The 25,177-nt window shown below is 70.1% G+C and carries 20 protein-coding genes and 1 pseudogene; 9 read left to right on the top strand and 12 right to left on the bottom strand.

Going from position 1 to position 25,177, the window contains the following annotated elements:
* The first annotated feature begins 113 nt into the window (after window positions 1–113).
* From ABZ845_RS07330 to ABZ845_RS07315, 4 genes and pseudogenes are all read left to right on the top strand, one after another.
* Window positions 114–926, top strand: a complete 813-nt coding sequence (locus ABZ845_RS07330; RefSeq protein ID WP_360974067.1) for a hypothetical protein — start codon at window positions 114–116, stop codon at window positions 924–926.
* Window positions 927–1,399: 473 nt separating this feature from the next.
* Window positions 1,400–2,569 (top strand): annotated as a pseudogene (locus ABZ845_RS07325) (site-specific integrase).
* 723 nt (window positions 2,570–3,292) lie between these two features.
* The gene (locus ABZ845_RS07320) at window positions 3,293–4,921 is read left to right on the top strand and encodes a penicillin-binding transpeptidase domain-containing protein (protein WP_360974064.1); all 1,629 of its coding nucleotides are present in this window, start codon (window positions 3,293–3,295) and stop codon (window positions 4,919–4,921) included.
* A gap of 95 nt (window positions 4,922–5,016) precedes the next feature.
* A complete protein-coding gene (locus ABZ845_RS07315) occupies window positions 5,017–6,684 on the top strand; it encodes a penicillin-binding transpeptidase domain-containing protein (protein ID WP_360974061.1) in 1,668 nt (555 codons plus the stop codon).
* Between the two features lie 43 nt (window positions 6,685–6,727).
* Here the strand turns inward: ABZ845_RS07315 and ABZ845_RS07310 are convergent, their stop codons facing one another.
* Window positions 6,728–7,108 (bottom strand): SsgA family sporulation/cell division regulator, encoded by a 381-nt coding sequence (locus tag ABZ845_RS07310; protein WP_360974058.1) that lies wholly within the window; start codon window positions 7,106–7,108, stop codon window positions 6,728–6,730.
* 209 nt (window positions 7,109–7,317) lie between these two features.
* Between ABZ845_RS07310 and ABZ845_RS07305 the strand changes: the two genes are divergently transcribed.
* Window positions 7,318–8,481: a serine hydrolase domain-containing protein gene (locus ABZ845_RS07305; protein WP_360974055.1), complete on the top strand. Its 1,164-nt coding sequence runs from the start codon at window positions 7,318–7,320 to the stop codon at window positions 8,479–8,481.
* 53 nt (window positions 8,482–8,534) lie between these two features.
* Here ABZ845_RS07305 and ABZ845_RS07300 read toward each other — a convergent pair whose 3' ends face one another.
* The 5 genes from ABZ845_RS07300 to ABZ845_RS07280 form a co-directional block, all read right to left on the bottom strand.
* Window positions 8,535–8,810, bottom strand: coding sequence for a DUF1876 domain-containing protein (locus tag ABZ845_RS07300; RefSeq protein ID WP_360974052.1), 276 nt, complete (start codon window positions 8,808–8,810; stop codon window positions 8,535–8,537).
* 79 nt (window positions 8,811–8,889) lie between these two features.
* Window positions 8,890–9,789 (bottom strand): NAD(P)-dependent oxidoreductase, encoded by a 900-nt coding sequence (locus ABZ845_RS07295; RefSeq protein WP_360974049.1) that lies wholly within the window; start codon window positions 9,787–9,789, stop codon window positions 8,890–8,892.
* Window positions 9,790–10,301: 512 nt separating this feature from the next.
* Window positions 10,302–11,147 carry a DMT family transporter gene (locus tag ABZ845_RS07290; RefSeq protein WP_360974046.1) on the bottom strand — a complete coding sequence of 282 codons (846 nt, stop codon included), beginning with the start codon at window positions 11,145–11,147 and terminating at the stop codon, window positions 10,302–10,304.
* Between the two features lie 184 nt (window positions 11,148–11,331).
* Window positions 11,332–13,557, bottom strand: coding sequence for an MMPL family transporter (locus tag ABZ845_RS07285; RefSeq protein WP_360974043.1), 2,226 nt, complete (start codon window positions 13,555–13,557; stop codon window positions 11,332–11,334).
* A gap of 108 nt (window positions 13,558–13,665) precedes the next feature.
* Window positions 13,666–14,265, bottom strand: coding sequence for a TetR/AcrR family transcriptional regulator (locus ABZ845_RS07280; protein WP_360974040.1), 600 nt, complete (start codon window positions 14,263–14,265; stop codon window positions 13,666–13,668).
* Between the two features lie 263 nt (window positions 14,266–14,528).
* On the opposite strand from ABZ845_RS07280, the gene ABZ845_RS07275 reads away from it, so the two are divergent.
* Window positions 14,529–14,870 carry a hypothetical protein gene (locus tag ABZ845_RS07275; protein WP_360974037.1) on the top strand — a complete coding sequence of 114 codons (342 nt, stop codon included), beginning with the start codon at window positions 14,529–14,531 and terminating at the stop codon, window positions 14,868–14,870.
* A 151-nt stretch (window positions 14,871–15,021) separates the two neighbouring features.
* Window positions 15,022–18,354, top strand: coding sequence for a S41 family peptidase (locus tag ABZ845_RS07270; protein ID WP_360974034.1), 3,333 nt, complete (start codon window positions 15,022–15,024; stop codon window positions 18,352–18,354).
* 90 nt (window positions 18,355–18,444) lie between these two features.
* Here ABZ845_RS07270 and ABZ845_RS07265 read toward each other — a convergent pair whose 3' ends face one another.
* The 4 genes from ABZ845_RS07265 to ABZ845_RS07250 form a co-directional block, all read right to left on the bottom strand.
* The gene (locus tag ABZ845_RS07265) at window positions 18,445–18,663 is read right to left on the bottom strand and encodes a hypothetical protein (protein ID WP_360974031.1); all 219 of its coding nucleotides are present in this window, start codon (window positions 18,661–18,663) and stop codon (window positions 18,445–18,447) included.
* A gap of 87 nt (window positions 18,664–18,750) precedes the next feature.
* Window positions 18,751–19,635 carry an SDR family oxidoreductase gene (locus ABZ845_RS07260; RefSeq protein WP_360974028.1) on the bottom strand — a complete coding sequence of 295 codons (885 nt, stop codon included), beginning with the start codon at window positions 19,633–19,635 and terminating at the stop codon, window positions 18,751–18,753.
* On the bottom strand, window positions 19,632–20,564 hold the full coding sequence (locus tag ABZ845_RS07255) for an alpha/beta hydrolase (protein ID WP_360974025.1): 933 nt from the start codon (window positions 20,562–20,564) through the stop codon (window positions 19,632–19,634). The genes ABZ845_RS07260 and ABZ845_RS07255 overlap by 4 nt, the downstream gene beginning before the upstream one ends.
* Window positions 20,561–22,129: an NAD(P)/FAD-dependent oxidoreductase gene (locus tag ABZ845_RS07250; RefSeq protein WP_360974022.1), complete on the bottom strand. Its 1,569-nt coding sequence runs from the start codon at window positions 22,127–22,129 to the stop codon at window positions 20,561–20,563. The genes ABZ845_RS07255 and ABZ845_RS07250 overlap by 4 nt, the downstream gene beginning before the upstream one ends.
* Before the next feature lie 174 nt (window positions 22,130–22,303).
* On the opposite strand from ABZ845_RS07250, the gene ABZ845_RS07245 reads away from it, so the two are divergent.
* Window positions 22,304–22,963, top strand: coding sequence for a MerR family transcriptional regulator (locus tag ABZ845_RS07245; RefSeq protein WP_360974019.1), 660 nt, complete (start codon window positions 22,304–22,306; stop codon window positions 22,961–22,963).
* Window positions 22,964–22,977: 14 nt separating this feature from the next.
* On the opposite strand, the gene ABZ845_RS07240 is transcribed toward ABZ845_RS07245, so the two are convergent.
* Complete coding sequence (locus tag ABZ845_RS07240) at window positions 22,978–23,781, bottom strand: exodeoxyribonuclease III (RefSeq protein WP_360974016.1); 804 nt, start codon at window positions 23,779–23,781, stop codon at window positions 22,978–22,980.
* 67 nt (window positions 23,782–23,848) lie between these two features.
* Between ABZ845_RS07240 and ABZ845_RS07235 the strand changes: the two genes are divergently transcribed.
* On the top strand, window positions 23,849–24,325 hold the full coding sequence (locus tag ABZ845_RS07235) for a GNAT family N-acetyltransferase (RefSeq protein ID WP_360974012.1): 477 nt from the start codon (window positions 23,849–23,851) through the stop codon (window positions 24,323–24,325).
* 132 nt (window positions 24,326–24,457) lie between these two features.
* Here the strand turns inward: ABZ845_RS07235 and ABZ845_RS07230 are convergent, their stop codons facing one another.
* A complete protein-coding gene (locus ABZ845_RS07230; protein WP_360974009.1) occupies window positions 24,458–24,991 on the bottom strand; it encodes a DUF4188 domain-containing protein in 534 nt (177 codons plus the stop codon).
* Window positions 24,992–25,177: the final 186 nt, after the last annotated feature.

Below are 25,177 nucleotides of genomic sequence, written 5' to 3'. Positions count from 1 at the left end.
AAATCGAACACTCCAGCCGAACCACTCACGCCGGCGCGCGCACGTGAATGATCGAAGTTACTCTTCGGAGCACCCGAGGTCAGACGGAACCCCAGGCCGGCGAAGGGAGAAGAATGCTCGTAGAGAAAAGCACGGCCATGCGCGGAGTCCAACCGGGTCTGTTGACCAAAGTCCCGGAAGTCACGCTCACATTCTGGGTGGCGAAGCTGGGGACGACGGCATTCGGAGAGGCATTCTCCGACTACGTTTTCTTCAACGACTACATCGGGAGGAACGCGGTCATTCTCATGGCCATGGCCCTGCTGGCAGGCTGTTTGATCGTGCAAGTGGCCACAAAGAGGTACATCCCGGTCGTCTACTGGCTGACGGTGACCGCCGTCAGCATCTTCGGCACCATGTCGGCCGACTACCTGAACCTGAACCTCGGAATGCCGCTGTGGGGTTCCACGGTCATGCTGCTGGGCCTGCAGGCAGTGGTGTTCATCGCCTGGTACACCAGCCAGAAGACGCTGGACATGCACTCCATCAACACCCGTCCGCGCGAGGTGTTCTACTGGCTCACCGTCATCTTCACCTTCGCCCTCGGCACGGCTGCCGGTGACTTCGCCGCCGGCCCGCTCGGCCTGGGTACCCTCGCGTCCACGTTCGTGTTCCTCGCGGTCATTCTGCTGCCGGCCGCGGGGTATCGGTGGCTGCGGTTCAACGAGGTGTTCGCCTTCTGGTTCGCCTACACCATCACGCGCCCGCTCGGTGCGTCCTTCGCCGACTGGCTCGGAGTTCCGGCCCCCTACGGCGACGGCCTCCAGCTCGGGACGGGCCCGATGAGCCTGGCCACCGGGGCCGTACTGGTCGCCGTCCTCGCCCTGGTCATCACCCGGCACCGGTCGGAGACCGCCCGGCAGAACCCGCTTCCCGAGGTGGGATGAACGAACACGCTGTACTTCCGCGCAGTGTTCGTGGGGTCGGACGGCACCCGCACCATCGTGCTCCAGCCGGCGGCCTTGCCTTACAACCCTTCACCGGCGCGGACCCCTGCGTGCCGGTGAAGGCCCGTGGCGCCGGTCCGGCATCTCCAGCGTGCCCGACCAGTGAATCCCGTTCACAGCGACAAGTGGGTCGCCACGGTCGGTACAAAGGGAAACAGACCGTCTACATCACGAATGCGCAGTACGTCGCCGATGGTCGGCCTTCAGTTCGCGCAATATCCGCAGCAGGACGTCTTCGGCCTTGGCGTACGACGTCGAACTCACCCTCAGCCGCAACACCGCACCGGACGGGGCGCGGGAGCGGCGTGCGCGGGAACGTCCGCGTCACGCAGAGCGGCAAGGACCGTGTCGACGCTTAGGGCGAAACGGGCACCGACGGCAAGCCCGTCAAACTCAAGACCGACCGCTACGGAATGGGACTCCGGTATCGCGCCAGGTACGTCGGCCCGGACGGCACCGAGAAGAGCAAGTCATTCCGCGACAAGGAGCTGCGGCTCGCCAAACAGTGGCTTGCGGAGATCGAAGCGGACATGTCGCGCGGTCACTACGTCGACCCGCGCGCCGCGCGAACGACGTTCCGGCAGTATGCGGAGCGTTGGGTCAAGACGCATACCGGCGAGATCAACAGCCGTGAGGCCGCAGAGCGACGGCTCCGACTTCACGCCTATCCTCACATCGGCTCACGCCCGCTGGGCTCCTTCAAGCCGGAGCATATCCGCGCCTGGATCGCCGATCTGGAAGATGCGGTGCCGGCGGAGTCGCATCGCCGCATCATCGTCGGCACCGTCTCTGCGGCCCTGAGCGCGGCGGTCGAAGATGGGCTGCTGAGCAAGAACCCCTGCCGTGCCCGCACGGTGAAGCTCCCGAAGCCGGGAAGGCCGCGCGTCGAACCCTGGACGTCAGCCCAGGTCTTCGGCGTACGCGCCGCCCTCCCCCATCGCTACCAGGCCGCTGTCGATGCCGGGGCAGGTTGCGGACTACGACAGGGCGAGATCTTCGGCTTGGCCCTCGAGGAGCTCGACTACGAGGGCGGTTGGCTGATCGTGGGGCACCAGCTCAAGCGCATCCGGGGCAAGTACGTTTTTGCTCTGCCGAAGGGCGGCAAGATCCGGGACGTCCCGCTGCCCAGGGCCGTGGCTGCTGTCCTTCGAGCCCACTCGAAGGCATTCAAGCCTGTCGACGTGACGCTGCCGTGGCGCACTCCTGACGGCCCTATGGTCACGAAGCGGCTGATCTTCAGTGGAGTTGAGGGGCGGCACGTGCGCGTGAGCAACTTCAACGATCACCAGTGGAAGCCCGCTTTGGCTTCCGCAGGCATCATCCCGTAGCGGAAAGCGGGCGAGCGGTACGCATCGGCGCCGGAGGACGGCATGCACGCGCTCAGGCACTTCTACGCGTCCGTACTGCTTGACGCTGGCGAGAGCATCCGAGCCGTGAGTTCGTACCTTGGCCACAGCGACCCGGGGTTCACCCTCCGGACCTATACGCACCTCATGCCGAGCAGTGAAGGACGTACCCGGAAAGCTGTCGACGGCCTCTATCGAGCAGGACGCAATGACCCTGCGATCTCTGTCCAACAATGACGGCAGAAGATCGAGTCGATGTCCTCATGGAATTCGAGATCCGCAGGCTGGCCCGGAACAGCTCTGGCGACCGCGAAGTCGATCGGCGCCTCCAGGTAGCACGCCCCCCAGTCCCTGTTCATCCAAAACGGGTCTGGGCCCTTGCAGGGCGGATAAGGGGTGGAGGCCCTGCCAGGCGGATGAAGGCGAAAGCTGTTGCCAGCCGCAACGAGCGCCTCGACCACGGCGTACATATGTTCATGCTCCACGGCGTACCGAGGTCGAGGCTCCATGGGCTAAGTGTGCACCGACTTGTTCGCACCCCCGGACCGCAGTCGACAGGCTTCGCTATGCACCAAGCCTTCAAGATCACGGCCCACAGACAGCCCAGGCAGCCTGACACGACCCCGATCAGAGCTAACCGCCCTGGTCAGGGCCGTCTCCGGGTAAATCTCGCAGACTTCATCTACTTCTGGCCCATCTACACCGGCACGACGATCACCATCGACGAGTGGCGGTCGCGGATGTGGCTCGATACCTGGATCTAGCTGGACGGACATCGCCCCCCCCCGCGTGCGACTCAACCCGTTGTACGTCGTCGACGTCCACCCCTACGGCTCACGGTCAACGACAGTCGCCGGTCGTGTTCCTGATCACTGTTCGGGCAACATATGAACACAACGGGTCACAATCCGTCCTCAGCCCGCCTAAGGTGTGATCTCCACGGGGAGGGAGTGACGCGCCATGCGCACGGGGGTCAAGGCCGCGATAGTCGGCGGGGTGTTCACGGTGATGGTGGGGGGCGCGGGGTACGGGGTGTACAACGTCCTGTCCGCGCTGCACGACGGCTCGGGGAGCGGGTCGGGCGGGCCCGCGGCGGTGAAGTCCGGGCCGCCGTCGGGGGACGAGGTCAAGGAGGCGAGTGCGAAGTTCCTCGCCGCCTGGGCGAAGGGCAACGCCTCCGAGGCGGCCTCGTACACGAACGACGCCGGGGACGCGGAGCCGTTGCTGAGCGCCTACGGCACCGGCGCGCACATCACCCATGTGACCATCACGCCCGGGGCGCCGAGCGGGACCTCGGTGCCGTTCTCCGTGAAGGCGACGGTGTCCTACGGCGGGCAGTCCAAGCCTCTCGCCTACGACAGCCGGCTGACGGTCGTGCGCGGGCTGACCACCGGGCGGGCCCTGGTCGACTGGAAGCCGTCCGTGATCCACCCCGCCCTGGAGAAGGGCGACACACTCACCACCGGTACGTCCTCGACCCCGCCGATCGAGGCGGTGGACCGCGACGGCGCGGTGCTGACGGCGGACAAGTACCCGTCCCTGGGACCGGTCCTGGAGGCGCTGCGCCAGAAGTACGGTGCCGAGGCCGGCGGTAAGCCGGGCATCGAGCTGTCCGTCGTGCATGCCGCCCAGGACACGCCGGGCAAGACCCTGCTGACCCTCGCCAAGGGCACCCCCGGCAAGCTCCGTACGACGCTCAGCGCCTCCGCGCAGGCGGCGGCCGAGCGGGCCGTGGCGCAGTACCCGGAGTCGTCGGTGGTGGCGGTCAAGCCCAGTACGGGTGAGGTGCTCGCCGTCGCCAACCACCGTCACGACGGGTTCAACGCGGCCTTCGAGGGGCGGCTCGCACCGGGCTCCACCATGAAGATCATCAGCTCGGCGACGCTCATCGACAACGGCCTCACCAGCATGACCGGCCCGGCGCCCTGCCCCGAGACGGCTGTCTGGCAGAGCCAGACCTTCCACAACCTCGCCGGCCTCGCGCCCGACGAGAAGGCGACGCTGGTCAACAGCTTCATACGGTCGTGCAACACGGCGTTCGTGAAGTTCGCGGACGATGTGAAGGTGGACTCGCTCACCCGGGAGGCCGAGGACCGCTTCGGACTCGGGCAGGACAACTGGAAGACCGGCATCGTCTCCTTCGACGGCTCGGTGCCCGCCTCCGGCGGCCCGGACACCGCGGCGAACCTCATCGGCCAGGGCCAGGTCCAGATGAGCCCGCTGAACATGGCTTCGGTCACGGCGACCGCCACCACGGGAGCCTTCCGCCAGCCCTACCTGGTCTCCCCGGACCTCGACCACCGCCGACTGGCAACCGCCAAGGGCCTGCCCGCCTCCACCGTCACCCAGCTCAGGGCGATGATGCGGCTGACGGCGACCCAGGGCACGGCCGAGCCCGTCATGGCGGGGCTCAGTGGCGACATCGGGGCGAAGACCGGGTCCGCCGAGGTCGACGGGCAGACGAAGTCCAACAGCTGGTTCACCGGCTACCGGGGCGACATCGCGGCGGCGGCCATGTCACAGGCGGGCGGGCACGGCGTCGACGCGGCCGGTCCGATCGTCGCAGCTGTGCTACGAACCGGCGGCTGAACTCACCCCTGTCACCACGGGACCCTAGTGTGGGCGGAGTCGTTGAAGAGAAATGAGGGCAGCGGGGGCCTGGGGACCGCGGAGGATCGGAAGCAGTGGGCAAGAGAAGGCGCGTCACCGAACGCAGGAACAACCAGCCGCTGGTGATCGGGGGGCTGATCGCCCTCGTGGGCGTGGCCGGGGCCGTGGGTGGCTACAGCCTGATGGGCGGCGCGGCGGCCGACGACGGCAAGTCGGCCGGGAGCGCCCACAAGCCCGTGAAGACCGGCCCGCTGTCGGCGTCCGAGATCCGTACGACGGCCACGGCGTTCCTCACGGCCTGGCAGCACGGCGACACGGCGCAGGCGGCGGCTGCCACGGACGACTCGGCCGCCGCGACGAGCGCCCTGACGGGGTACAGCAAGGACGCGCACATCACGGGCGTCACGCTCACCCCGGGTGCGGCGTCCGGGGCCTCGGTGCCGTTCGCCGTCAAGGGGACGGTGTCCTACCAGGGCAAGAGCAAGCCGCTGGCGTACGCGACGCGGCTGACCGTCGTGCGCGATCCCAAGACCGGTCGGCCGAGAGTGCGTTGGCAGCCGTCGGTGGTGCACCCGGATCTGACCGACGGCGACCGCCTGGTGACGGGCGAGGCGGGCACGCCTCCCATCAAGGCGCTGGACCGTGACGGCGGTGTGCTGACCGCCGACAAGTACCCCTCCCTCGGGACTGTGCTGGACGGCCTGCGCGAGAAGTACGGCAAGAAGGCCGGCGGCAAGGCGGGTATCGAGCTGCGCGTCGTGCGCAAGGCGGCGGGGAAGGGCACCCAGAAGACACCCGACAAGACGCTGGTGACGCTGAGCGAGGGCACGCCGGGCACCGTGAAGACCACGCTGAGCCCCGCCCTCCAGTCGAAGGCCGAGCAGGAGGTGGGGAGCAAGGACAAGGCGTCCGTGGTCGTCATGCGCCCGTCGACGGGCGAGATCCTGGCGGTGGCGAACTCCGACCACGGCTTCAACGTGGCCTTCCAGGGCTCCCTGGCCCCGGGCTCCACGATGAAGATCGTGACGTCGACGCTGCTGTTCGAGAAGGGCCTGGCGAAGCCGGACCAGCCGCATCCCTGCCCCAAGTATGTGACGTACGGCGGCTGGAAGTTCCAGAACGACAACAAGTTCGAGATCAAGAACGGCACGTTCAAGACGAGCTTCGCCGCGTCCTGCAACACGGCCTTCATCAGCCAGGCGACAAAGCTGCACAACGGAGACCTCACCGATGTCGCGCAGCAGGTCTACGGGCTGAGCATGAACAGCTGGGCCATCGGCGTGCCGTCCTTCGACGGTGCCGTACCGGTGCAGAGCGATGCCCAGATGGCGGCGTCCCTGATCGGGCAGGGCGCCGTGCGGATGAACCCGCTGAACATGGCCTCGGTGGTCTCGACGGCCAAGACGGGTGTGTTCCATCAGCCGTACCTGGTCTCGCCGTCGGTCGACAACCGGACCCTGGCCAAGGCGGCCCGCACGATGTCCGCGTCCACGCAGGCCCAGCTGAGGGAGGTCCTCCAGTACACGGCATCCTCGGGCACCGCCGCCAAGGCGATGGCGGGTCTGGGCCCGGACTACGGCGCGAAGACGGGCTCGGCGGAGGTCGACGGCCAGAAGCAGCCCAACGGCTGGTTCACGGCCTGGAAGGGCGACCTGGCAGCAGCGGGCGTGGTCCAGCAGGGCGGCCACGGCGGCGACTCGGCGGGACCGATCGTGGCGGCACTGCTGCGCGCGGGAAGCTGACCGGGCGGACGCGGCCGGCGCGGCCGGCCCGGCCCGCGCGGCCTCAGGACACCTGGTGTGCCGCGCTCGTCCCCGCCCGCACCCCGGTGGCCGTCGCGCCCGTCGTGTAGGTCCGCCGCAGGAAGCGCAGCAGCGCCTTCGACTCCAGCTGAACCACCTCGACACCCCGCTGCGAGTGGAACTCCATGACCGCCTGTACGCGGCCGCAGGGCCAGATCCGGACGTCTCCCGTGCCCGCGGGGCCGCGCAGGCCTCTTTCCAGGAGTTCCCGGGAGAAGGCCCACTCGTGGGGGCCGGGCAGTCCGATGCGTACCGAGCGCGGATCGGTCTCGGGGTCGTACCGCAGGACGATGGGGACGGCGTCCGGAGCCTCCGGGGAGTCCGTGACGACATGGGCTCGTGCGTACTGTTCCACCACGGGCATCGGACCACTCCTCACGCTGCAGAAGGTGAGTCCCTCACTACTCTCCAGTCACACCTTCCAATGTCGCACACAACGACAGAAGTGGCCTCGGCTGCACAGGTGAGCATCCCCACGTTTGATCTCCGCCCGCCAGCACCCGGCACAGGAATCGCAGGCGCCGTTTCGGTGTTGCACCCACAGTCGCAGGCAACGATGAGGAGAGTACGGCCGTGGACGTGAACGGCGTTGTGGCCGAGGGCTTCGAGCCGGTCAGGGAAGCGTTCGTACGGAACTTCGAGCTCCTCGGGGAGCGCGGCGCGGCTGTGACCGTGTACCGCGACGGGCACAAGGTCGTGGACCTGTGGGGCGGGACCCAGGACGTCGACGGCACCCTCCCCTGGGAGCGGGGCACCGCGCAGATAGTGCGCTCGGCGACCAAGGGCGTCGCCGCGGCCGTGCTGCTGATGCTGGCCGAGCGCGGTGAGCTCGACCTGGACGCCCCGGTCGGCCACTACTGGCCCGAGTTCAAGGCGCAGGGCAAGGACCGGACCCCGGTCCGGCATGTGCTGGCGCACCGGGCCGGAGTGCCGGTCCTCGACCGTCCGCTCACGCCCGCCGAGGCGGCCGATCCCGATCTGGCCGCCGCCGTACTGGCCGCGCAGGCGCCCGTCTGGGAGCCCGGCACGGACCACGGCTACCACGCGCAGACCTACAGCTGGCTGACCGGCGAGCTGGTGCGGCGGGTCACGGGCCGGTCCATCGGCGCGTGGACGGCGGCCGAGATCGCCCGGCCGCTGGGCCTCGATCTGTGGCTGGGGCTGCCCGAGACCGAGGCGCACCGCGTGGGCCGGGTCGGCCCGGTCGCGGCACCGGAGCAGGAACAGCAGGGCGCACTGCGCACACGGCCCAAGCGCACGGTCGCCGACGCCTACGCCGACCCCGGCAGCCTGACGCGCCGGGCCTTCGCCGCGATCACCCCGCTGCCCGACGAGAACGACCCCGCCTACCGCGCGGCGGTCCTGCCCGCCTCCAACGGCATCGCCACGGCCGACGGTCTCGCCCGCTTCTACGCGGCGCTGGTCGGCGAGGTGGACGGCGTGCGTCTGTTCGCACCCCAGACGATGGAGCGCGCCCGCGCGGAGGCCTCGGCCGGCCCCGACCGCGTGCTGGTGGTGTCCACCCGCTTCGGCCTCGGCTACATGCTGCACGGGGGCGCGTCCCCGCTCCTCGCCCCGGGCTCCTTCGGGCACCCGGGCCGCGGCGGCGCCCTCGGCTTCGCCGATCCCGAGTCGGGCATCGCCTTCGGCTATGTCACCAACGGCTTCCGCACCAGCGTGACGGCGGACCCGCGGGCCCAGACACTGGTGCGGGCGGTGCGCACCGCACTTGCCTAGGGTCCACTCGTTCGGATCAGGCCGGGCGCGTTCGGATCAGGCCGGGGGCGCGCTCAGTGGGTCAGCGGATGCGAAGTTCTCCCCGACGCCTCGTCGATCTCCTCGTGCGCCTTCGAGAGCAACTGCATGGCGAGGTCGTTGAGGGCGCGCGCTCCCGCGATCTCTTCCCCGACCCGGGGCTGATTGGAGTCGGAGTGATGGCGGCTCGCGTACCCGTGGGAGCGGACCTCGTTGCCGTCGGGGAGTCGCACGAGCGCCGCCGCCCGTGTGCGCTCCTCGTCCTCCGCGAATTCAAGCTCCACATGCCATCCGACAGTGGTGTGCATCATGACGATCACCTCTACCTCCGGAACCGCTGATTCCAGGGTGCCTCTCCTGGCCCCCGGGCGCACGGCGCGGCACAGGGCGTCAGGAACCCGGCTCCGCGGGCCCGTCGTCGAAACTCGCGAAGTACGCGGCGGCCATGTCCTCGTCCGCGTGCCCCTGGGCGGCTGCGCGGCGGAGACGCTCGGCGGTGGCGGCGGCGACGTCGAGCCGCGCGCCGCCTCGCTCCCCCGCTCCCACGATCAGCCGGGCGTCCTTCTCCGCGGTGGTCACCGTGAAACTGGGCGGAGTCAGGCGGCCGTTCACCAGGAGGTCGATCTTGGCGCGCAGGTAGCCCATGTCGAGGGGGCCGCCGGCGATGAGTTCGAAGAACTTCTCCGGGTCCACGTCCAGGGCCCGGGCCAGCGCCAGGACCTCACCGGCCGCGGCGGTGGCTGCGAGGACCCAGCTGTTGGCGACCAGCTTCAGCCGGCTTGCGCTGCCCTCCGCGGCGTCCTGCCCGGTCCACACCGTACGGGCGCCGACGGCGTCGAAGACGGGCACGACCGTCTCCCTGCCCTCTTCGGGTCCCGCGGCCAGGACGGTCAGCTGCCCGGCCTCCGCGGGCTGCCGGGTCCCGAGCACCGGTGCGTCGTAGAAGACCAGCGCGCACTCCCGTGCGAAGGCGGCCAGCTCGCCGACGGCCTCGCCCCCGGCGGTGGTCGACTGCACCCAGACGACACCGGGGCGCAGCCCGGGTGTGGCCTCCCGCATGACGTCCAGGACCGCGCCTCCGTCGTACAGCATGGTCAGGACGACGTCCGCGCCCTGCACGGCCTCGGCGGGGGTGTCGGCGATGTGCGCGCCGTCGGCGGCCAGGGGCTCCGCCTTGGCGCGGGTGCGGTTCCAGGCCCGCACCGAGTGTCCGGCGCGGGCGATGTTGCGGGCCATCGCGGCGCCCATGATTCCGGTGCCGAGAACGCTCACGGTGAACTTGTCCGTCATGAGGGCTCCTGTCCTTGTCGGATGTGTTCCCGTCCACGGGAAGTCTTCCCGTCCTGCGTCGTCCCGTGCGGGTGCGTCGCCATGATTCGCTTCCGGGCGGCGGATTCCGCGTATCGCGACAGCGGCGTGCGTTTGCCCTTGTCCCTGGCGGGGGTGCGGTATGTCGCATCGCGTGCGGGTGCGTCGTGGCGATTCGCGCAGTTCCCCGCGCCCCCGATCGAGACCACCCCCGCACGCCGCCACCTGCGAGCACGTCGCGGCGAATCGCGCTGTTTCTCGTGGCTCTGTGGGGCGTCCGTTGTGGCCTTGTCTGCGGTGGTCGTTGTGTCGCGTGGGGATGAGTGGTTCCGTCTCACCCGCGGGTCAGGACGCGCCGCAGCCGACCCGATGGGGGCGCGGGGAACTGCGCGAACAACCACCGCGTACCCGCAGGCCGCCGCCCACCCCGACCAACCCCGCAGGGGCGCGGGGAACTGCGCGAACATCCGCCACGCACCCGCAGGGACACGTCGCTACCCCCCGTGCAGCATCAGCCCGATCCCCACGACCAGCAGTCCCGCGGCCGCGATCCTCGGCATGCCGAAGCGCTCCTTGAAGAACACCGCGCCGATGGCCGCGCCCGCGATGATCGAGGATTCCCGCAGGGCGGCGATCGGCGCCAGCTCTGCCCGGGTCTGCGCCCACAGGACCAGCGCGTACGCCGCCACAGACAGGGCCGAGCCCAGCAGCCCCAGCGTCGCGAACGGCCTGAGGGTGGTCGTGAACGCACCCCGCCACCGCAGCGCGGCGTACGAGGGGATCGCGACGCCCTGCACCACGAGCAGCCACGCGATGTACCCGAGCGAGGTCCCCGAGGCGCGGACTCCGAGGCCGTCGACCACGGTGTAGCCCGCGATGGTCAGGCCCGTCGCGAGCGCGGCGCCGATGGCCGCCCAGTGGGGCCGGTGCCCGCGCATCCCCCACAGCGCGACCCCGGTCAGTCCCGCGCAGGACACGGCGACGCCCGCCGCCGCCCAGCCGTCCGGCATCTCGTGCGCGAACACCGCCGCCAGGACGGTGACGACCAGGGGCGAGGTCCCGCGCGCGATCGGATACGCCTGCCCGAAGTCGCCGAGCCGGAAGGACAGCATCAGCAGCGCCATGTAGACGACGTGGATGGCGGCGGAGGCCAGCAGGTACGGCCATGCCCGCGCCGCGGGGAACGCGGTGAACAGGGCGATCGCGAGACCGATGAGCACTCCGCCGCCCGCGATCAGCGTGAAGCCGACGAGTTTGTCGGTGATGCGGTGCGCGATGGCGTTCCAGCAGGCGTGGGTGACGGCGGCGAGCAACACCGCCGCGGTGACGACCGGCGTCACGACAGGACCGTGAACGGCAGGACCATGAACGGCGGGACCATGAACGGCGGGACCATGAACGGCGGGACCATGAATGACGGGATCATGAATGGCAGGGTCATGATCGGCAGGCTAATGCCCCGGCAGGCGACGTCCGCCCGCCGGGGCACTCACCGGTGGGGCCTCGGGCCCCGGCCGACTCGCTTCAGGCCCGGACCAGTTCCCGGTCCTGGTCGTTGTCGGGGTCCTTGCGGCCGTCGTCCGCCGACGTGCGCAGTCCCTCGCCCTCCACGTCCACGTTCGGCAGGGCGCGGTCCAGCCACCTCGGGAGCCACCAGGCCTTCTTGCCCAGCAGTGCCAGTACCGCCGGGACCAGGGCCATGCGGACGATGAAGGCGTCGAAGAACACCGCGATGGCGAGGCCGAAGCCGATCATCTTGATCATCGAGTCGTCCGAGCCTATGAAGCCCGAGAACACGGCGATCATGATGATCGCGGCGGCGGTGACGACCCGTGCACCGTGCCGGAAGCCGGTCACGATCGCCTGCCCCGGGGCCTCCCCATGGACGTATGCCTCCCGCATCCGGGTCACGAGGAAGACCTCGTAGTCCATCGCGAGGCCGAAGACCACGCCGACCATGAAGATCGGCATCATCGACATGACCGGGCCGGTCTCCTCGACGCCCATCAGGCCGGACAGCCAGCCCCACTGGAAGACCGCGACCACCGCGCCGAGCGCCGCCGTCACCGAGAGCAGGAAGCCGAGTGCCGCCTTCAGCGGGACCAGGATCGAGCGGAAGACCACGATCAGGAGGAGGAAGGCGAGGCCCACCACCAGCGCCAGATACGGGATCAGGGCGTCGTTCACCTTCTGCGAGAAGTCGATGTTCATCGCCGTCGTGCCCGTGACCAGCACCTTCGCGCCGGTGTCCGCGGTGATTCCGGCGCCCGCGCGACGGATGCCGTGCACCAGGTCCTCGGTCGTCGCCCCGGACGGCTTGGACTTCGGGATCACGGTGATCACCGCGGTGTCACCGGACTTGTCGAACGTCGCGGGCGTCACCGCCCCCACGTTGTTCATGCCCTTGATGTCGTCGGAGACCTTTGTGGCCGCCGTCTTGGGGTGTTCGCTCGCCTTGGCGTCGACCACGACCATGAGCGGGCCGTTGACGCCCGGTCCGAAGCCCTCCGCCAGGAGGTCGTACGCGCGGCGCTGCGTCGTGGACACCGGCTTCGAACCGTCGTCCGGCAGGCCGAGTTCGAGCTTGGAGGCGGGGACGGCGGCGGCGCCCAGGGCGACGATGCCGAGCAGCAGGACCGCGACGGGGCGGCGCACCACGAAGCTCGCCCAGCGCGTGCCCATGTTGGGCTTGTCCTTCTTGGCGGCGGCCCTGGCGCCGCCCAGCAGCTTGCTCTTCTCACCGGCGGGCTTGACGGTGCGGCCCGCGTACCCGAGCAGCGCCGGGATCATCGTCAGCGCGATGAGGACCGCGAGGGCGACCGTGCCCGCCGCGGCGACGCCCATCTTGGTCAGCATCGGGATGTTCACCACGGACAGGCCCACCAGCGCGATCACCACGGTGAGGCCCGCGAAGACCACCGCCGAGCCCGCGGTGCCGACCGCCCGGCCCGCCGCCTCCTCGCGTTCGCGGCCCTCGGCCAGTTCCGCACGGTAGCGGGAGACGATGAACAGCGCGTAGTCGATGCCGACCGCGAGGCCGATCATCATCGCCAGCGTGGAGGTGGTCGTGCCCAGGTCCAGCGCGTTGGCCAGCGCCGTGATGGTGGAGACGCCGATGCCGACGCCGATCAGGGCCGTGAGCAGCGGCAGCCCGGCTGCCACCAGGGAGCCGAAGGTGATGACGAGCACCACCGCGGCGACCGCGATGCCGACGATCTCGCTGGCGCCCTCCTTGGGCACCGCCTGGAGCGCGTCACCGCCGACCTCGACGGTCATCCCGCCCGCCTGAGCGTGGTGCGCGGCGTCCGTGAGGGCGTCCTTGGAGGAGTCCTTCAACTCCATCCCGGGGACCTTGTACTTCACGCTCGTGTAGGCGATCGTGCCGTCCTTGCTGACGGCGTGCGCGGTGTAGGGGTCGGTGACGGAGACGACCTCGGAGCCGCCGCGCAGCTCCTTCACGGTCTTCTCGACGACCGCCTTGTTGTCCGCGGCCGTTATCTTCTGACCGCCCGGCGCCTTGAAGACCACATGGGCCGTGCCGCCGTTGGCGCTCATACCGGGGAAGCGCTGCTCCAGCAGGTCGAAGGCCTTCTGCGCCTCCGTGCCGGGGATGGAGAAGGAAGAAGCACCGGCGGTAGGGGCGGTGGCGGCGCCGACACCCGCGAGGGTCAGCAGCGCCACCCATATCAGTGCAACGAAGTGCCGTCGCCGGAAGGCGAGTCGGCCGAGCCTGTAGAGGAATGTGGCCACGAGGGCGTACTCCCGTTAAGTCGTGGGGTGTTCAGGGCAGGTGTGATCAGCCCGACGACCAGAGCGGTGCCGTCAGATGGGGGCCAACTCGAGGGGGAAGGAGGATGGTCAGGTGGTGGGGACGCCGAGGGCGGGGAGGACCACGGCGTCGATGTATGAGGTGAGGAAAGCCTGTGTCGGCGGCTGGTCCTCGAGCAGCGCACGGGTGGCGAATCCGCCGACCATCATGTGCAGCAGGAAGTCCAGTGCCGGGCAGTCCGGCCGGATCTCTCCGCGGTCCACGGCGCGTTGCAGCACGTGCCGCATCTGCTCCATCTCCGGTTCCACGAGCTGCTCGCGGAACGCCTGGCGCAGATCCGGGTTGTGGTGGATCGCCATGGCCACGCCCCGCATCAGCGCGGAGTTCTGCTCCATCGTGCAGTCGTCCTCGAGGGTGACCAGCGCGTGCAGGTCACCGCGGAGCGAGCCGGTGTCGATCTCGTCGATGCATCCCGGCTTTCCCTGCCGGATGGCCTTCACCACCAGCTCGGCCTTGCCGCCCCACTGGCGATAGAGCGTGGCCTTGCTGGACCGGGTGCGGGCGGCCACGGCGTCCATCGTCAGGGCGTCGTAGCCGACTTCCCGGAGCAGGTCGAGCACGGCCTCGTACAGCTCGGCCTCACGCTCGGGGGTGATCCGGCTGCGGCGCCCGGTCGCGGACTCGGTCATGCGGTTCACCCTCCCTTCCTGCTCCGAACGAAACTGTTTCGTACTCTTACGACGATACTCCCCGGACATAGCGAAACGAAACCGTTTCGTACGTGTTCCGCGTCACGCTGTGAGCCCGTGGCCGGCTATCAGTCCGATCGACGCTCGAAGATCCCTCTCAAGGAGGATCCTTTGCCTCCCGCCCCGGGACAGGATCTTGAACGCGCCTTGGGCGCCCGCGGGTTGACCAGCCTGCGGCATCTTTTCGAATCACGGGGAAGATCATGAATCTCAATAAGCTCGCGGCCGCGACGGCGGGTGTCGGCATCGCTCTGTCGGCCGCCGTGGTGGGCGTGGCGACGCCCGCCATGGCCTCCACGAACTGCTCGACCTGGATGTCCGCCGACCGGGCGACCGGTTACGGCAAGTGCACCGGTGGAGACACCCGCTTCGACACCCACCGCGTGAAGGCGGTCTGCATCGGCCCCAGCGGCCACACGTTCAACGTCTTCGGCAAGTGGGTCAACACGCGCTCAGGAGAGACCTCCAAGGCCGTGTGCAGCACGGACACCAGGAAGTCCGGCGTCGAGGTCTACAGGTTGAGCATGGAGACGGACAGGCTCTGATCCGGTCCGTCCAAGGGCGTGCCCCAGTCGCCCGCGGACACATGATCCGCAAGCCCCGGGCCGGGCGGCCCGGGGCTTGCGCATGGCCGGGTCGGAGACTGTGCGCGGCGTACAAGTTGCCCGCGCCCGTCACCCGGCAAAGCATGGGTAGGTGAGCGATGCGAGCGATGTGTTCGAGAGCGCACCCGGCTACCTCCGCTTCCCGCATCTGCACGGTGACCGTCTGTGCTTCGCCGCCGAGGACGACCTGTGGGTGGCCCCGGTGGACGGCTCAGGACGCGCCTGGCGGCTCACCGTCGACCGTACGAAGATCGGCCACCCCCGGTTCTCGCCCGACGGCGGCCAGATCGCCTACACGAGCTGGCGCAGCCTCGTCCCGGAGATCCATCTGGCACCGGTCGACGGCGGCCCCGGGCGGCGCCTGACCTACTGGGGCAGCAGCGACACCCGGGTCTGCGGCTGGACCCCCGAGGGCGACATCCTGGCCGTCGCCTCGCACGGCGAGCCCTTCTCCTACTTCACCTGGGCCTACAAGGTCTCCACCGACGGCGACCCCGGCGGAAAGCTGCCCTGGGGCCCTGTCTCGGACATCTCCGTGGCCGACCTGGACGGCGAACGCAAGACGCTGCTGCTCACCGGCACCCCGCCGCACGAACCCGCCTCCTGGAAGCGCTACCGGGGCGGGGCCATGGGCCGGCTGTGGCTGCACGGGCGGCAACTGCTCGACGGCATCGGCGGCCACCTGGACTCGCCGATGTTCGTGGGCGGGCGGATCGCGTTCCTCTCCGACCACGAAGGCATCGGGAACCTGTACTCGTGCGCGTACGACGGCACCGACCTGCGCCGCCACACCGACCACGACGCCTTCTACGCCCGCCACGCCTCCAGCGACGGATCGCGGGTGGTGTACCAGTGCGCGGGCGACCTGTGGATCGTGGACGACCTCTCCCCCGACTCGGTCCCGCGCCGCCTTCGGGTGCGGCTCGGCGGACCGCGCGCGGGGCGCCGAAAGTACCAGGTTCCGGCCGCGCAGCACGTGGACGGGATCTCCGTGGACGAGACCGGGCGGGCCAGCGCGGTCGTCGTGCGCGGCAGCCTGTACTGGCTCACGCACCGGGACGGGCCCGCCCGGACGATCACGGACACCCCCGGCGTACGGGTCCGGCTGCCCGAGATGCTCGGCGTGGGGGGACAGGTCGCCTACGTCACGGACGCGGAGGGCGACGACGCGATCGAGATCGCCTATCTGCCCAGGGCGTCGGGCGACCGCGCGCCGCGCCGGCTGGCCTCGGGCCTGCTGGGCCGGGTGCAGGAGATGGTGGCCGACCCGGAGGGCGAGCGGCTCGCCATCGCCTCGAACGACGGGCGGCTGCTGCTGGTCGCCGTGTCCGAGGAAGAGACCGCCGGACCGGAGAAGGAAGAGACCGCCGGACCGGAGAACGGGAGCGCCGGGAAGCGGGACGGCCCGGACGGTGTGGTCACCGAGCTGGTCCGGTCCGACAACGGGCCGGTGCGGGACCTGGCGTTCTCCCCGGACGGGGCGTGGCTGACCTGGTCCCACCCGGGGATCGGACGTTCGCTGCGGCTGATCAAGATGGCCCGGATCAAGGACCGGCTGATCGTGGACGTCACGAACGGCCGCTTCGAGGACGAGAACCCGGTGTTCACACGGGACGGGCGCTATCTGGCGTTCCTGTCCTGGCGCGGCTTCGACCCGGTGTACGACGTGCACACCGGCGATCTGTCCTTCCCGCTCGGCTGCCGCCCCTACCTGGTGCCCCTGTCCTCGGCGACCCCGTCCCCCTTCGCCCTCAACCCGGAGGGACGGCCCGCCGCCGGCGGTCTCGACCCGGTGGAGGAAGAGGAGGGCGACGGCGTGGTGACCGTGGAGACGGAGGGGCTGGCGATGCGGGTGACGCCGTTCCCGGTCACGGCCTCGAAGTACTCGGAGCTGCGCCCGGTCGCGGGCGGCGGTCTCGTCTGGCTGCGCTGGCCGATCTCGGGCGCGCTGGGCGAGACCTTTGTGAACCCGGACGACACCTCAGGACGGCCGACCCTGGAGTTCTTCAACATCAGCAAGGCGAAGAAGTCCGAACTGGTGGGTCATCTGGACTGGTTCGCCATGAGCGGGGACGGCACGCGCCTGGTGGTCGTGGACGAGGGCGATCTGCGGGCGGTCCCCTCCGCCGAGTCCGGCGACGCCGACACGACGGTCTGGATCGATGTGCGGCGGATCATGCACGAGGTGGACCCGCCGGCTGAGTGGCGCCAGGCGTACGCGGAAGCGGGGCGGATCATCCGGGCCTACTTCTGGGACCCGGACATGTGCGGAATCGACTGGGACTCGGTCCTGGACCAGTACCGCCCGTTGCTCGACCGTGTCGCCTCACCGGACGAGTTCGCGGACCTGCTGCGCGAGGTGCTCGGCGAGCTCGGCACATCGCACGCGTATGTGTCGCCCGCCCGGCGCAACGAGGGGCCCGCCCACTACCAGCGCTGCCAGGGCCTGCTGGGCGCCAACCTGGTGCGCCGCGACGGGAAGTGGACCGTCAAGCGGATCCTGCCGGGCGACTCCTCGGACTCGAAGGCACGCTCACCCCTGGCGGGCACGGGGATCCGGGAGGGTGCCGTGCTGACCCATGTCGACGGACGGCCGGTGGACCCGCTCACGGGACCGTATCCCCTGCTGGCGGCGGCCGGCGGTACGACGGTGGAGCTCACGTTCGCCCCGGCCCAGGAGGGCAACGGGCCCCGTCGGGTGGCGGTGGTCCCGCTCGTCGACGAACGGCCGCTGCGCTATCAGGACTGGGTGGCCAAGCGCCGAGGTGTCGTACGGGAGTTGAGCGAAGGCCGCTGCGGCTATCTGCACATCCCGGACATGGGAGGCTCGGGCTGGGCGCAGTTCAACCGGGATCTGCGCATGGAGGTCTCCCGCCCGGCCCTGATCGTGGACGTCCGGGGCAACGCGGGCGGCCACATCAGCGAACTGGTCGTGGAGAAGCTGACCCGCACGATCCTGGGCTGGGACCTGACGCGCAACGCCCAGCCGGTGTCGTACGCGTCCAACGCCCCTCGCGGACCGATCGTGGCGCTGACGGACGAAGCGACGTCCTCCGACGGCGACATGATCACGGCGGCCATCAAACTGCTGGGCCTCGGCCCGGTGGTGGGCCAGCGCACATGGGGCGGCGTGGTCGGCATGACCGGCCGCCACCGCCTCGGCGACGGCACGGTGATCACGGTGCCGATGAACGCGGCGTGGTTCGAGGAGTACGGCTGGTCGGTCGAGAACCGGGGTGTGGAGCCGGATCTGGAGATCCTGCGCACCCCGCTGGACTGGGCCGAGGGCCGCCACAAGCAGATGGACGACGCGATCGAGATCGCCCTGGAGCTGCTGCGCACCAACCCGCCCGCCGCGCCCCCGGACTACAGCGACGTCCCGGACCGGACCCGCCCGAAGCTGCCGCCGAGGACGGCCCCTTAGACCGCGCGCCTCCGGGTAGAAAAAGGAGACGGGGTGCCCTCCCGGAAAGGGCACCCCGATCCCGGCCGAGGCCGGGCAGGAACGCGGTGACTAAGCGTCGTAGTCCTGGTTGAAGCGGTCCTGCGCGTCGTCCCGCTGACGCTCGGTGTCCTTCTGCGTCTGACGGCCACGCTGCGGGTTCTGCTGGGACTGCGACTGCTGGGACTGGCGGGAGCGCTGCTGCCCCTGTTGCTTTGCCTGGTCCGCCTTTTGCTTGGCCTGTTGCTTCATCTGCCCGGACTTCTCCTGGAACTGGTCCTTCATGCCCATGTGTGTTCACTCCCGTAGTGGGTGAGGGGATCGGGCCTCGACCAGATTTACACGAGTGGACACACTGCGCATTTCGATCAGTTACGATCAGTGACGCACGGTGCGGCGCTGCTGCTCATCGGCCTCGCCACCGGCCCCCACCAGCCCCGTGTCCATGCCCTTCAGCCGCGGTTCGAACCTGCGCATCTCCCGTTGTCCCACCGTCGCGATGATCCCCGGCAGACAGCTGCGCAGGGGCTGCATCGCGCGCAGCCACCCCTGCCCGTACACATGGCTCGACCGCCGCTCGATACCGGCCACGAGCCGGTCCACGGCCGGGCCCACCGGATTGGTCTTGTTGGACGGCCACGGCAGCCGCTGGCGCAGTTCCCGCATCACGTCGTCCTGGTCGGCACCGCGCACCATGTCCGTGTCGGTCCACGACAGATACCCGACACCGACCCGGACGCCCTTGTGAGCGACCTCCGCGCGCAGGCTGTGCGCGTACGCCTCCACGCCGGACTTGGACGCGCAGTACGCCGTCATCATCGGCGCGGGGGTGATCGCCGCGAGCGAGGCGATCTGGAGCAGATAGCCGCGGCTCTCCATCAGCACGGGCAGGAACGCGCGGGCCGTCACCGCCGAGCCGATCAGGTTGACTTCGATGACGCGCCGCCATGAGCCGGGGTCGGAGTCGAGGAACGGACCGCCGTTCGCGACACCCGCGTTGGCGACCACGATGTCGACCTTCCCGAACCGCTCCTTCACCTCCCGCGCGACAGCCGCCATCGCCTCGTGGTCGGTGACGTCGGCGTTCCAGTGGCCGCTCTCCCCGTACAACTGGTCCGAGACCTGCTTGAGTTCGTCCGGCTCCAGGCCCACTAGCGCGACCGTCGCGCCGCGCGCCGACAGCTTGCGGGCCAGCAGCGCGCCGAGGCCCCGAGCGGCGCCGGTGACGACCGCGACCTGTCCCGCCAGGCTCACCTTGCTCATGCGCTCTCCTCGATCCGTGCGTCCGCCGCCGTCGTGTACAGGGTGGCCAGTTCGCGGATCTTCCCGGTCACCAGCTCCGGCGCCTCCATGGGAGTCATATGGCCGATCCCCGGAAGTTCCGTGCTGCCGACGCAGTGGGGCAGGGCGGCGACCAGCGCCCGCGCGTGCACCGGCGGCGTGAGCCGGTCCGCCGTGCCGACCACCACCGCCGTGGGCACCGTCAACTCCCGTACTCCGCTGTCCAGGTCCAGGGTCTTGAGCACGCGCGACCAGGCATGGCGCGCGTCGCGGGGACAGGCGTGCACGATCCGCGCGCAGGCCTCGACCGTGTCCGGGGCCGCACCCGCGCCCATGGTCCCGTACTTGAGGACGCGCCTGGACACCGGCGTGACCGGCCCGAGCGGGAGCCGGGAGCCCAGGACGCGGGCCGTGAGCCAGGTGCGTACACGCCCGGCGCGCAGGGGCACGACCAGCGACTCGGCGACCAGGTCCGAACTTCCCGTGCTGCACAGCAGGACGGCCGCCGTGCGCTCCCGGAAGCCGGGGCGCTGCGCCGCGGCCATGACGGTCATCCCGCCCATGGAGTGGCCGGCTACCACGGCCTTCTCGCCCGGCGCGAGCGTGGCGGCGAGCACCGCCTCCAGATCGTCGGCCAGCGCCGCGGTGCTGCACGCGGCGCTCACCGGGCTGCGCCCGTGTCCCCGCTGGTCATAGACGATCACCCGGTGGTCGGCGGCGAGGTCCCGTATCTGTGCCGCCCAGAAGGCGGTCGAGCAGGTCCAGCCGTGCGCGAGGACGACCGGCGGGGCACCATCGGCTCCGTGGACCTCGACATGCAGCCGGGCGCCGTCTGCGGAGCGTACGGTCAGCTCCCGGGCGGGTACCGGGGGCGCGTACCGCCCGCTCACCACATGCGTCATCCGGTTCATGCCCGTGCCTCCACCTTGGTCTCGTTCTCGTCCGTGTCCATGTCCGTGTGCTCGGTCCCCGGGGCGCGGACCACGTCGTACTCCCCCAGGTCGACACGGCGCGTGGCGCTGCGGAACTCCGTTGTCGTACCGGGCCAGATGGTGGTGTTGCGGCCGCTCGCGTCGAGATACCAGCTGGTGCAGCCGCCGGTGTTCCACACCGTGCGCTTCATCCGCTCCTGCACCTTGTGGTTCCAGGCGTCGACGGCGCCCGGCCGGGCGTCGAGCGCGACCCGGCCGCCCAGGACATCCAACTGCCGTACGTAGTCGGCCATGTAGTTCAGCTGGGACTCGATCATGAGGATCATCGAGGAGTTGCCGAGCCCGGTGTTGGGCCCGATGATCGTCATCCAGTTGGGGAACCCCGCTGCCGTCGCGCCCCGAAGCGACTTCATGCCCTCGCTCCACGTCTCCGCCAGCGTGCGTCCCCCGGCGCCGACCACCCGGTCGGCGATCGGCATGTCGGTGACGTGGAAGCCCGTGCCGAAGACGATCACGTCGGCCTCGGTCTCGGTGCCGTCGGCGGCGACCAGGGTGGAGCCGCGGATCTCGCTCAGGCCGCTGGCGACGACATCGACGTTGGGCCTGGCGAGCGCCGGATAGTAGGAGTTGGAGAGCAGGATCCGCTTGCAGCCGATGCGGTAGTCGGGGGTCAGTTCGGCGCGCAGGGCCGGGTCCTTGATGGACCGGGCGAGGTTGCGCCGTGCCATCCGCTCCACCAGGCCCAGTTCGTCGGGGTGCTTGGTGAACGCCTGGACCTGGAGTTCCCGGATGCCCCACAGGAAGCCGCGGCGCATCTGGGTGGTGAACGGCAGCGCGCGGTGCAGCCGCCGCTCGAGGGAACTGATGGCGCGGTCGACGCGCGGCATCACCCAGGGCGGGGTGCGCTGGAAGAGGGTGAGCCTGCCGACGAGCGGCTGGATCTCGGGAACGATCTGGATCGCGGACGCGCCCGTGCCGACGACGGCGACGCGCTTGCCGCGCAGGTCGTAGTCGTGGTCCCAGCGGGCGGAGTGGAAGACCTTGCCCGGGAAGGAGTCGAGGCCGGGGATGTCGGGCACCTTGGGGTCGGACAGCGGACCGGTCGCGGAGACGACGACGTCGGCGGTGAGCGGTCCGGAGCTGGTCTCGATCGCCCAGTGCAGCTTCCGGGCGTCCCACGTCATCATCTTCACCTCGGAGTCGAAGCGCAGATGGGGCCGCAGGCCGAAGACGTCGGTCACATGCTCCAGGTAGGCGCGGATGTACTCCTGCCCGGAAAAGGTGCGCGGCCAGTCGGGGTTGGGGGCGAACGAGAAGGAGTAGAGGTGGGAGGGGATGTCGCAGGCACAGCCCGGGTAGCTGTTGTCGCGCCAGGTCCCGCCGACGCTCGCGGCGCGCTCCAGCACGACGAAGTCCGTGATCCCCTCCCGGCGCAGCCGCACGGCGGCCCCGAGCCCGCCGAACCCGGACCCGATCACCGCCACCCGCACATGCGGCACATCCGGTGCCTCCGGCACATCCGGCGCATCCTCGTGCTCGGCCATCCCGAGGCCTCCCGTCCGTACGAATCCGGCGCTGAGCTCGTGGGCCCTTGTCCGCAAAGACCCCCTCAACCGTGCCAGTGAACACTGGCGCAGTCAGAGCGTAGGTCAGCGGCGTACCGATGGGTAGAGGGTGGACCAAGGAAAGTTACCGGGGGTACGACGTAGGGTGCGGGAGTGGCAGACGACGGGGAGCGGCGCGAGTACCGCATGGAAGAGCTGGCCAGGGAAGCCGGCATCACGGTGCGCACGCTGCGCTTCTACCGCGAGCGCAAGCTGATCCAGCCGCCGCGCCGCGAGGGCCGTATCGCCTGGTACGACGACACGCACCTGGCCCGGCTGCGGACGATCTCCGCGCTCCTGGAGCGGGGGCACACCCTCAGCGGCATCGCGGAACTGGCCGAGGCTTTCGATCACGGCCGTGGCGTGGGCGACCTGCTGGGCGTGGGTGCGCCCACGGAGGAGACCCCTGTCCGCCTCACCCCCGAGGCCCTGGCCGATGTGTTCGGCGCCGAGGCGACCCCCGAGAACCTCGTCGCGGCCCTCGACCTCGGCTATCTCGGCACGGACGGCGGGGAGATCGTCCACATCAGCCGGCGGCTGATGGACGTCTCGGCGGCGCTGGTGCGCGAGGGCATCCCGCTCGCGGACGTCCTGACCGCCGGCCGCCGGGTCCGCGAGCACGCGGAGGCCCTGGCGGACCTGTTCACCGACCTGATGACCGCGCACGAGCGCACCCCGGACGACGTCCTGCGGCTGCGCCCCCTGGCGAAGAGCGTGGTGGAGGCGGAGCTCTCCCTGGCCCTGGACCGGCGTCTGCGCGAGCGGGGGGCGTAGCGGGCAGGGGCCGCTCAGAGGTCGTAGACCACCGTCACCGGGGCATGATCGGACCAGCGCTCCGCATGGGTGGCCGCGCGCTCCACATAGCCCTTGACCGCCCTGGCGGCGAGCCCCGGCGTGGCCACCTGGAGGTCGATGCGCCAGCCCGAGTCGTTGTCGAAGGCCCGGCCGCGGTAGGACCACCACGAGTACGGCCCCTCCGCATCGGGATGCAGGGCGCGGACGACATCGACATATCCGCCGTCGTCCGCGTCGAGGACGCTGCCGAGCCACTCCCGCTCCTCGGGCAGGAAGCCCGAGTTCTTCTGGTTGCCGCGCCAGTTCTTGAGGTCGGCCTCCCGGTGCGCGATGTTCCAGTCGCCGCACACGACCACCTCCCGCCCATCGGCGGCGGCCCGCTCCCTCAGACCCTTGAGACAGGCGAGGAACTCGCCCATGAACCGGGTCTTCTCGTCCTGTCGCGGGGTGCCGACCTCTCCGGAGGGCAGGTACAGGCTGGCGACGGTGACGCCGGGCAGATCGGCCTCGACATACCGCCCGCCGCCGTCGAACTCGGCCGAGCCGAAGCCCACGCGCACCCGGTCGGGCTCGCGCCGGGTGTAGAGCGACACCCCGGCGCGCCCCTTCGCCGCGGCGGGCGCGTGCACGACGTGCCAGCCCTCGGGCGCCCCCGCGCTCGCCGGAAGCTGCCCGGGCTCGGCCCGCACCTCCTGAAGGCACAGCACATCGGCCGAGGTGCCGGCGAGCCACTCCACGAAGCCCTTCTTCGCGGCGGCGCGCAGCCCGTTCACATTCACGGAGGTCACGGTGAGCATCCTGGAACCCTACCGGCACACTAGGAGTGCCCCTCTCCCGCATTCGCACAGAATTACGATTTCCATCATGGATATTCGCCACGTCCCGTTCGACCACCCCGACGCCGTTCTGCTGAACGACCAGGTCCAGGCCGAATACGCCCTGCGCTACGGCGGCGGGGGCGACGCCACGCACATGAACGCCACGGGGTTCGTGCCGCCCTCCGGGCTCTATCTGATCGCGTACGACACCCAGGGCAGACCCGTCGCCACCGGCGGCTGGCGCAGCCAGGACAAGAACGACGAGGGCTTCCAGGACGGTGACGCCGAGATCAAGCGCATGTACGTCGTCCAGGAGCTGCGCGGCCACGGGCTCGCGCGGCGCATCCTGGCCGTGCTGGAGGGGGACGCCCGCACGGCCGGACGCACCCGCATGGTCCTGGAGACCGGTACCGAGCAGCCGGAGGCCGTCTCCCTCTACGCCTCCAGCGGCTACGAGCCCTGCGCCAAGTTCGGCTACTACCGCTTCAGCGAACTCAGCCTCTGCTTCGCCAAGCAGCTGTGAGAACACCTGGGCCGGGGCCGGGCATTGCCCGGCCCCGCACCGGCAGGCGGACGAACGGGCCGCAGCCGTAGAGCGGTTCTCCCCGCGGGGCGGCCGTCCTGACACAGGCGGTGGGCGGCGTCGGGTGCGGCGTCACGGACGTTGTCCGGGCCGGGTCCGCTCCTGCTGCGCCGACCGGTACGCGAACCGGTCCCGCGCCCGCCGCCCCCGCCTCTCCACCGGCGCCTGCCCGTGCGCGGCGGCCAGGCCGAACGCGGGCATGTCCGCGTAGATCGACTCGTACGAGCCCTCGGGCACCACGTACGTCTCGTGCCAAAGTCCCACGTGCTGGCGCACCTTGCCCGCCTTCTCCTTGCGGTTGATGATCGCCCACGCCCGGTGGTGGAACATGTCGGGGGACGTCGCGTACGCGTAGAGCTTGTCCTTGGACTCCCAGTACTGGACGACGTAGTAGGTCCGCGGGGAGGCTGTCAGCAGGACGTGCCCGAGCAGACCGCGCCCTGGGTCCCTCTTGAGCTCGCGCAGCATGCGCGGCATCGCCAGGAGCACGGGCAGCCAGTGGTGCACGGCCCAGAAGCGGTTGATCCGCATGCCGATCAGCAGCACGACCACCTCCCCTTCGGCTGCCGCGGTGGTACGGCCTGCTGCAACGGGCTTCCCGAGCATGGCGATCCCTTCGTCCCCAGCATTGATCAGCGGCAATGTTCGACAGACTTACTTGGATAGTGGCGCCATCCAAGAGAAGACGCAAGACATGCGGCCGCCGGACTCGGGGCGGAGGATGAGGCGCCGCCGCAGCACTCAAGTAATGCCTGCGTGCGGGCCTGTTGACGCCGGGGCGCCACGTTTACA

The organism is Streptomyces sp. NPDC047022, from assembly GCF_040644155.1.
Classification (GTDB): Bacteria; Actinomycetota; Actinomycetes; order Streptomycetales; family Streptomycetaceae; genus Streptomyces.
The sequence above is the reverse complement of the archived record's forward strand: the minus strand, read 5'-3'. Positions and strand labels throughout refer to the sequence as shown.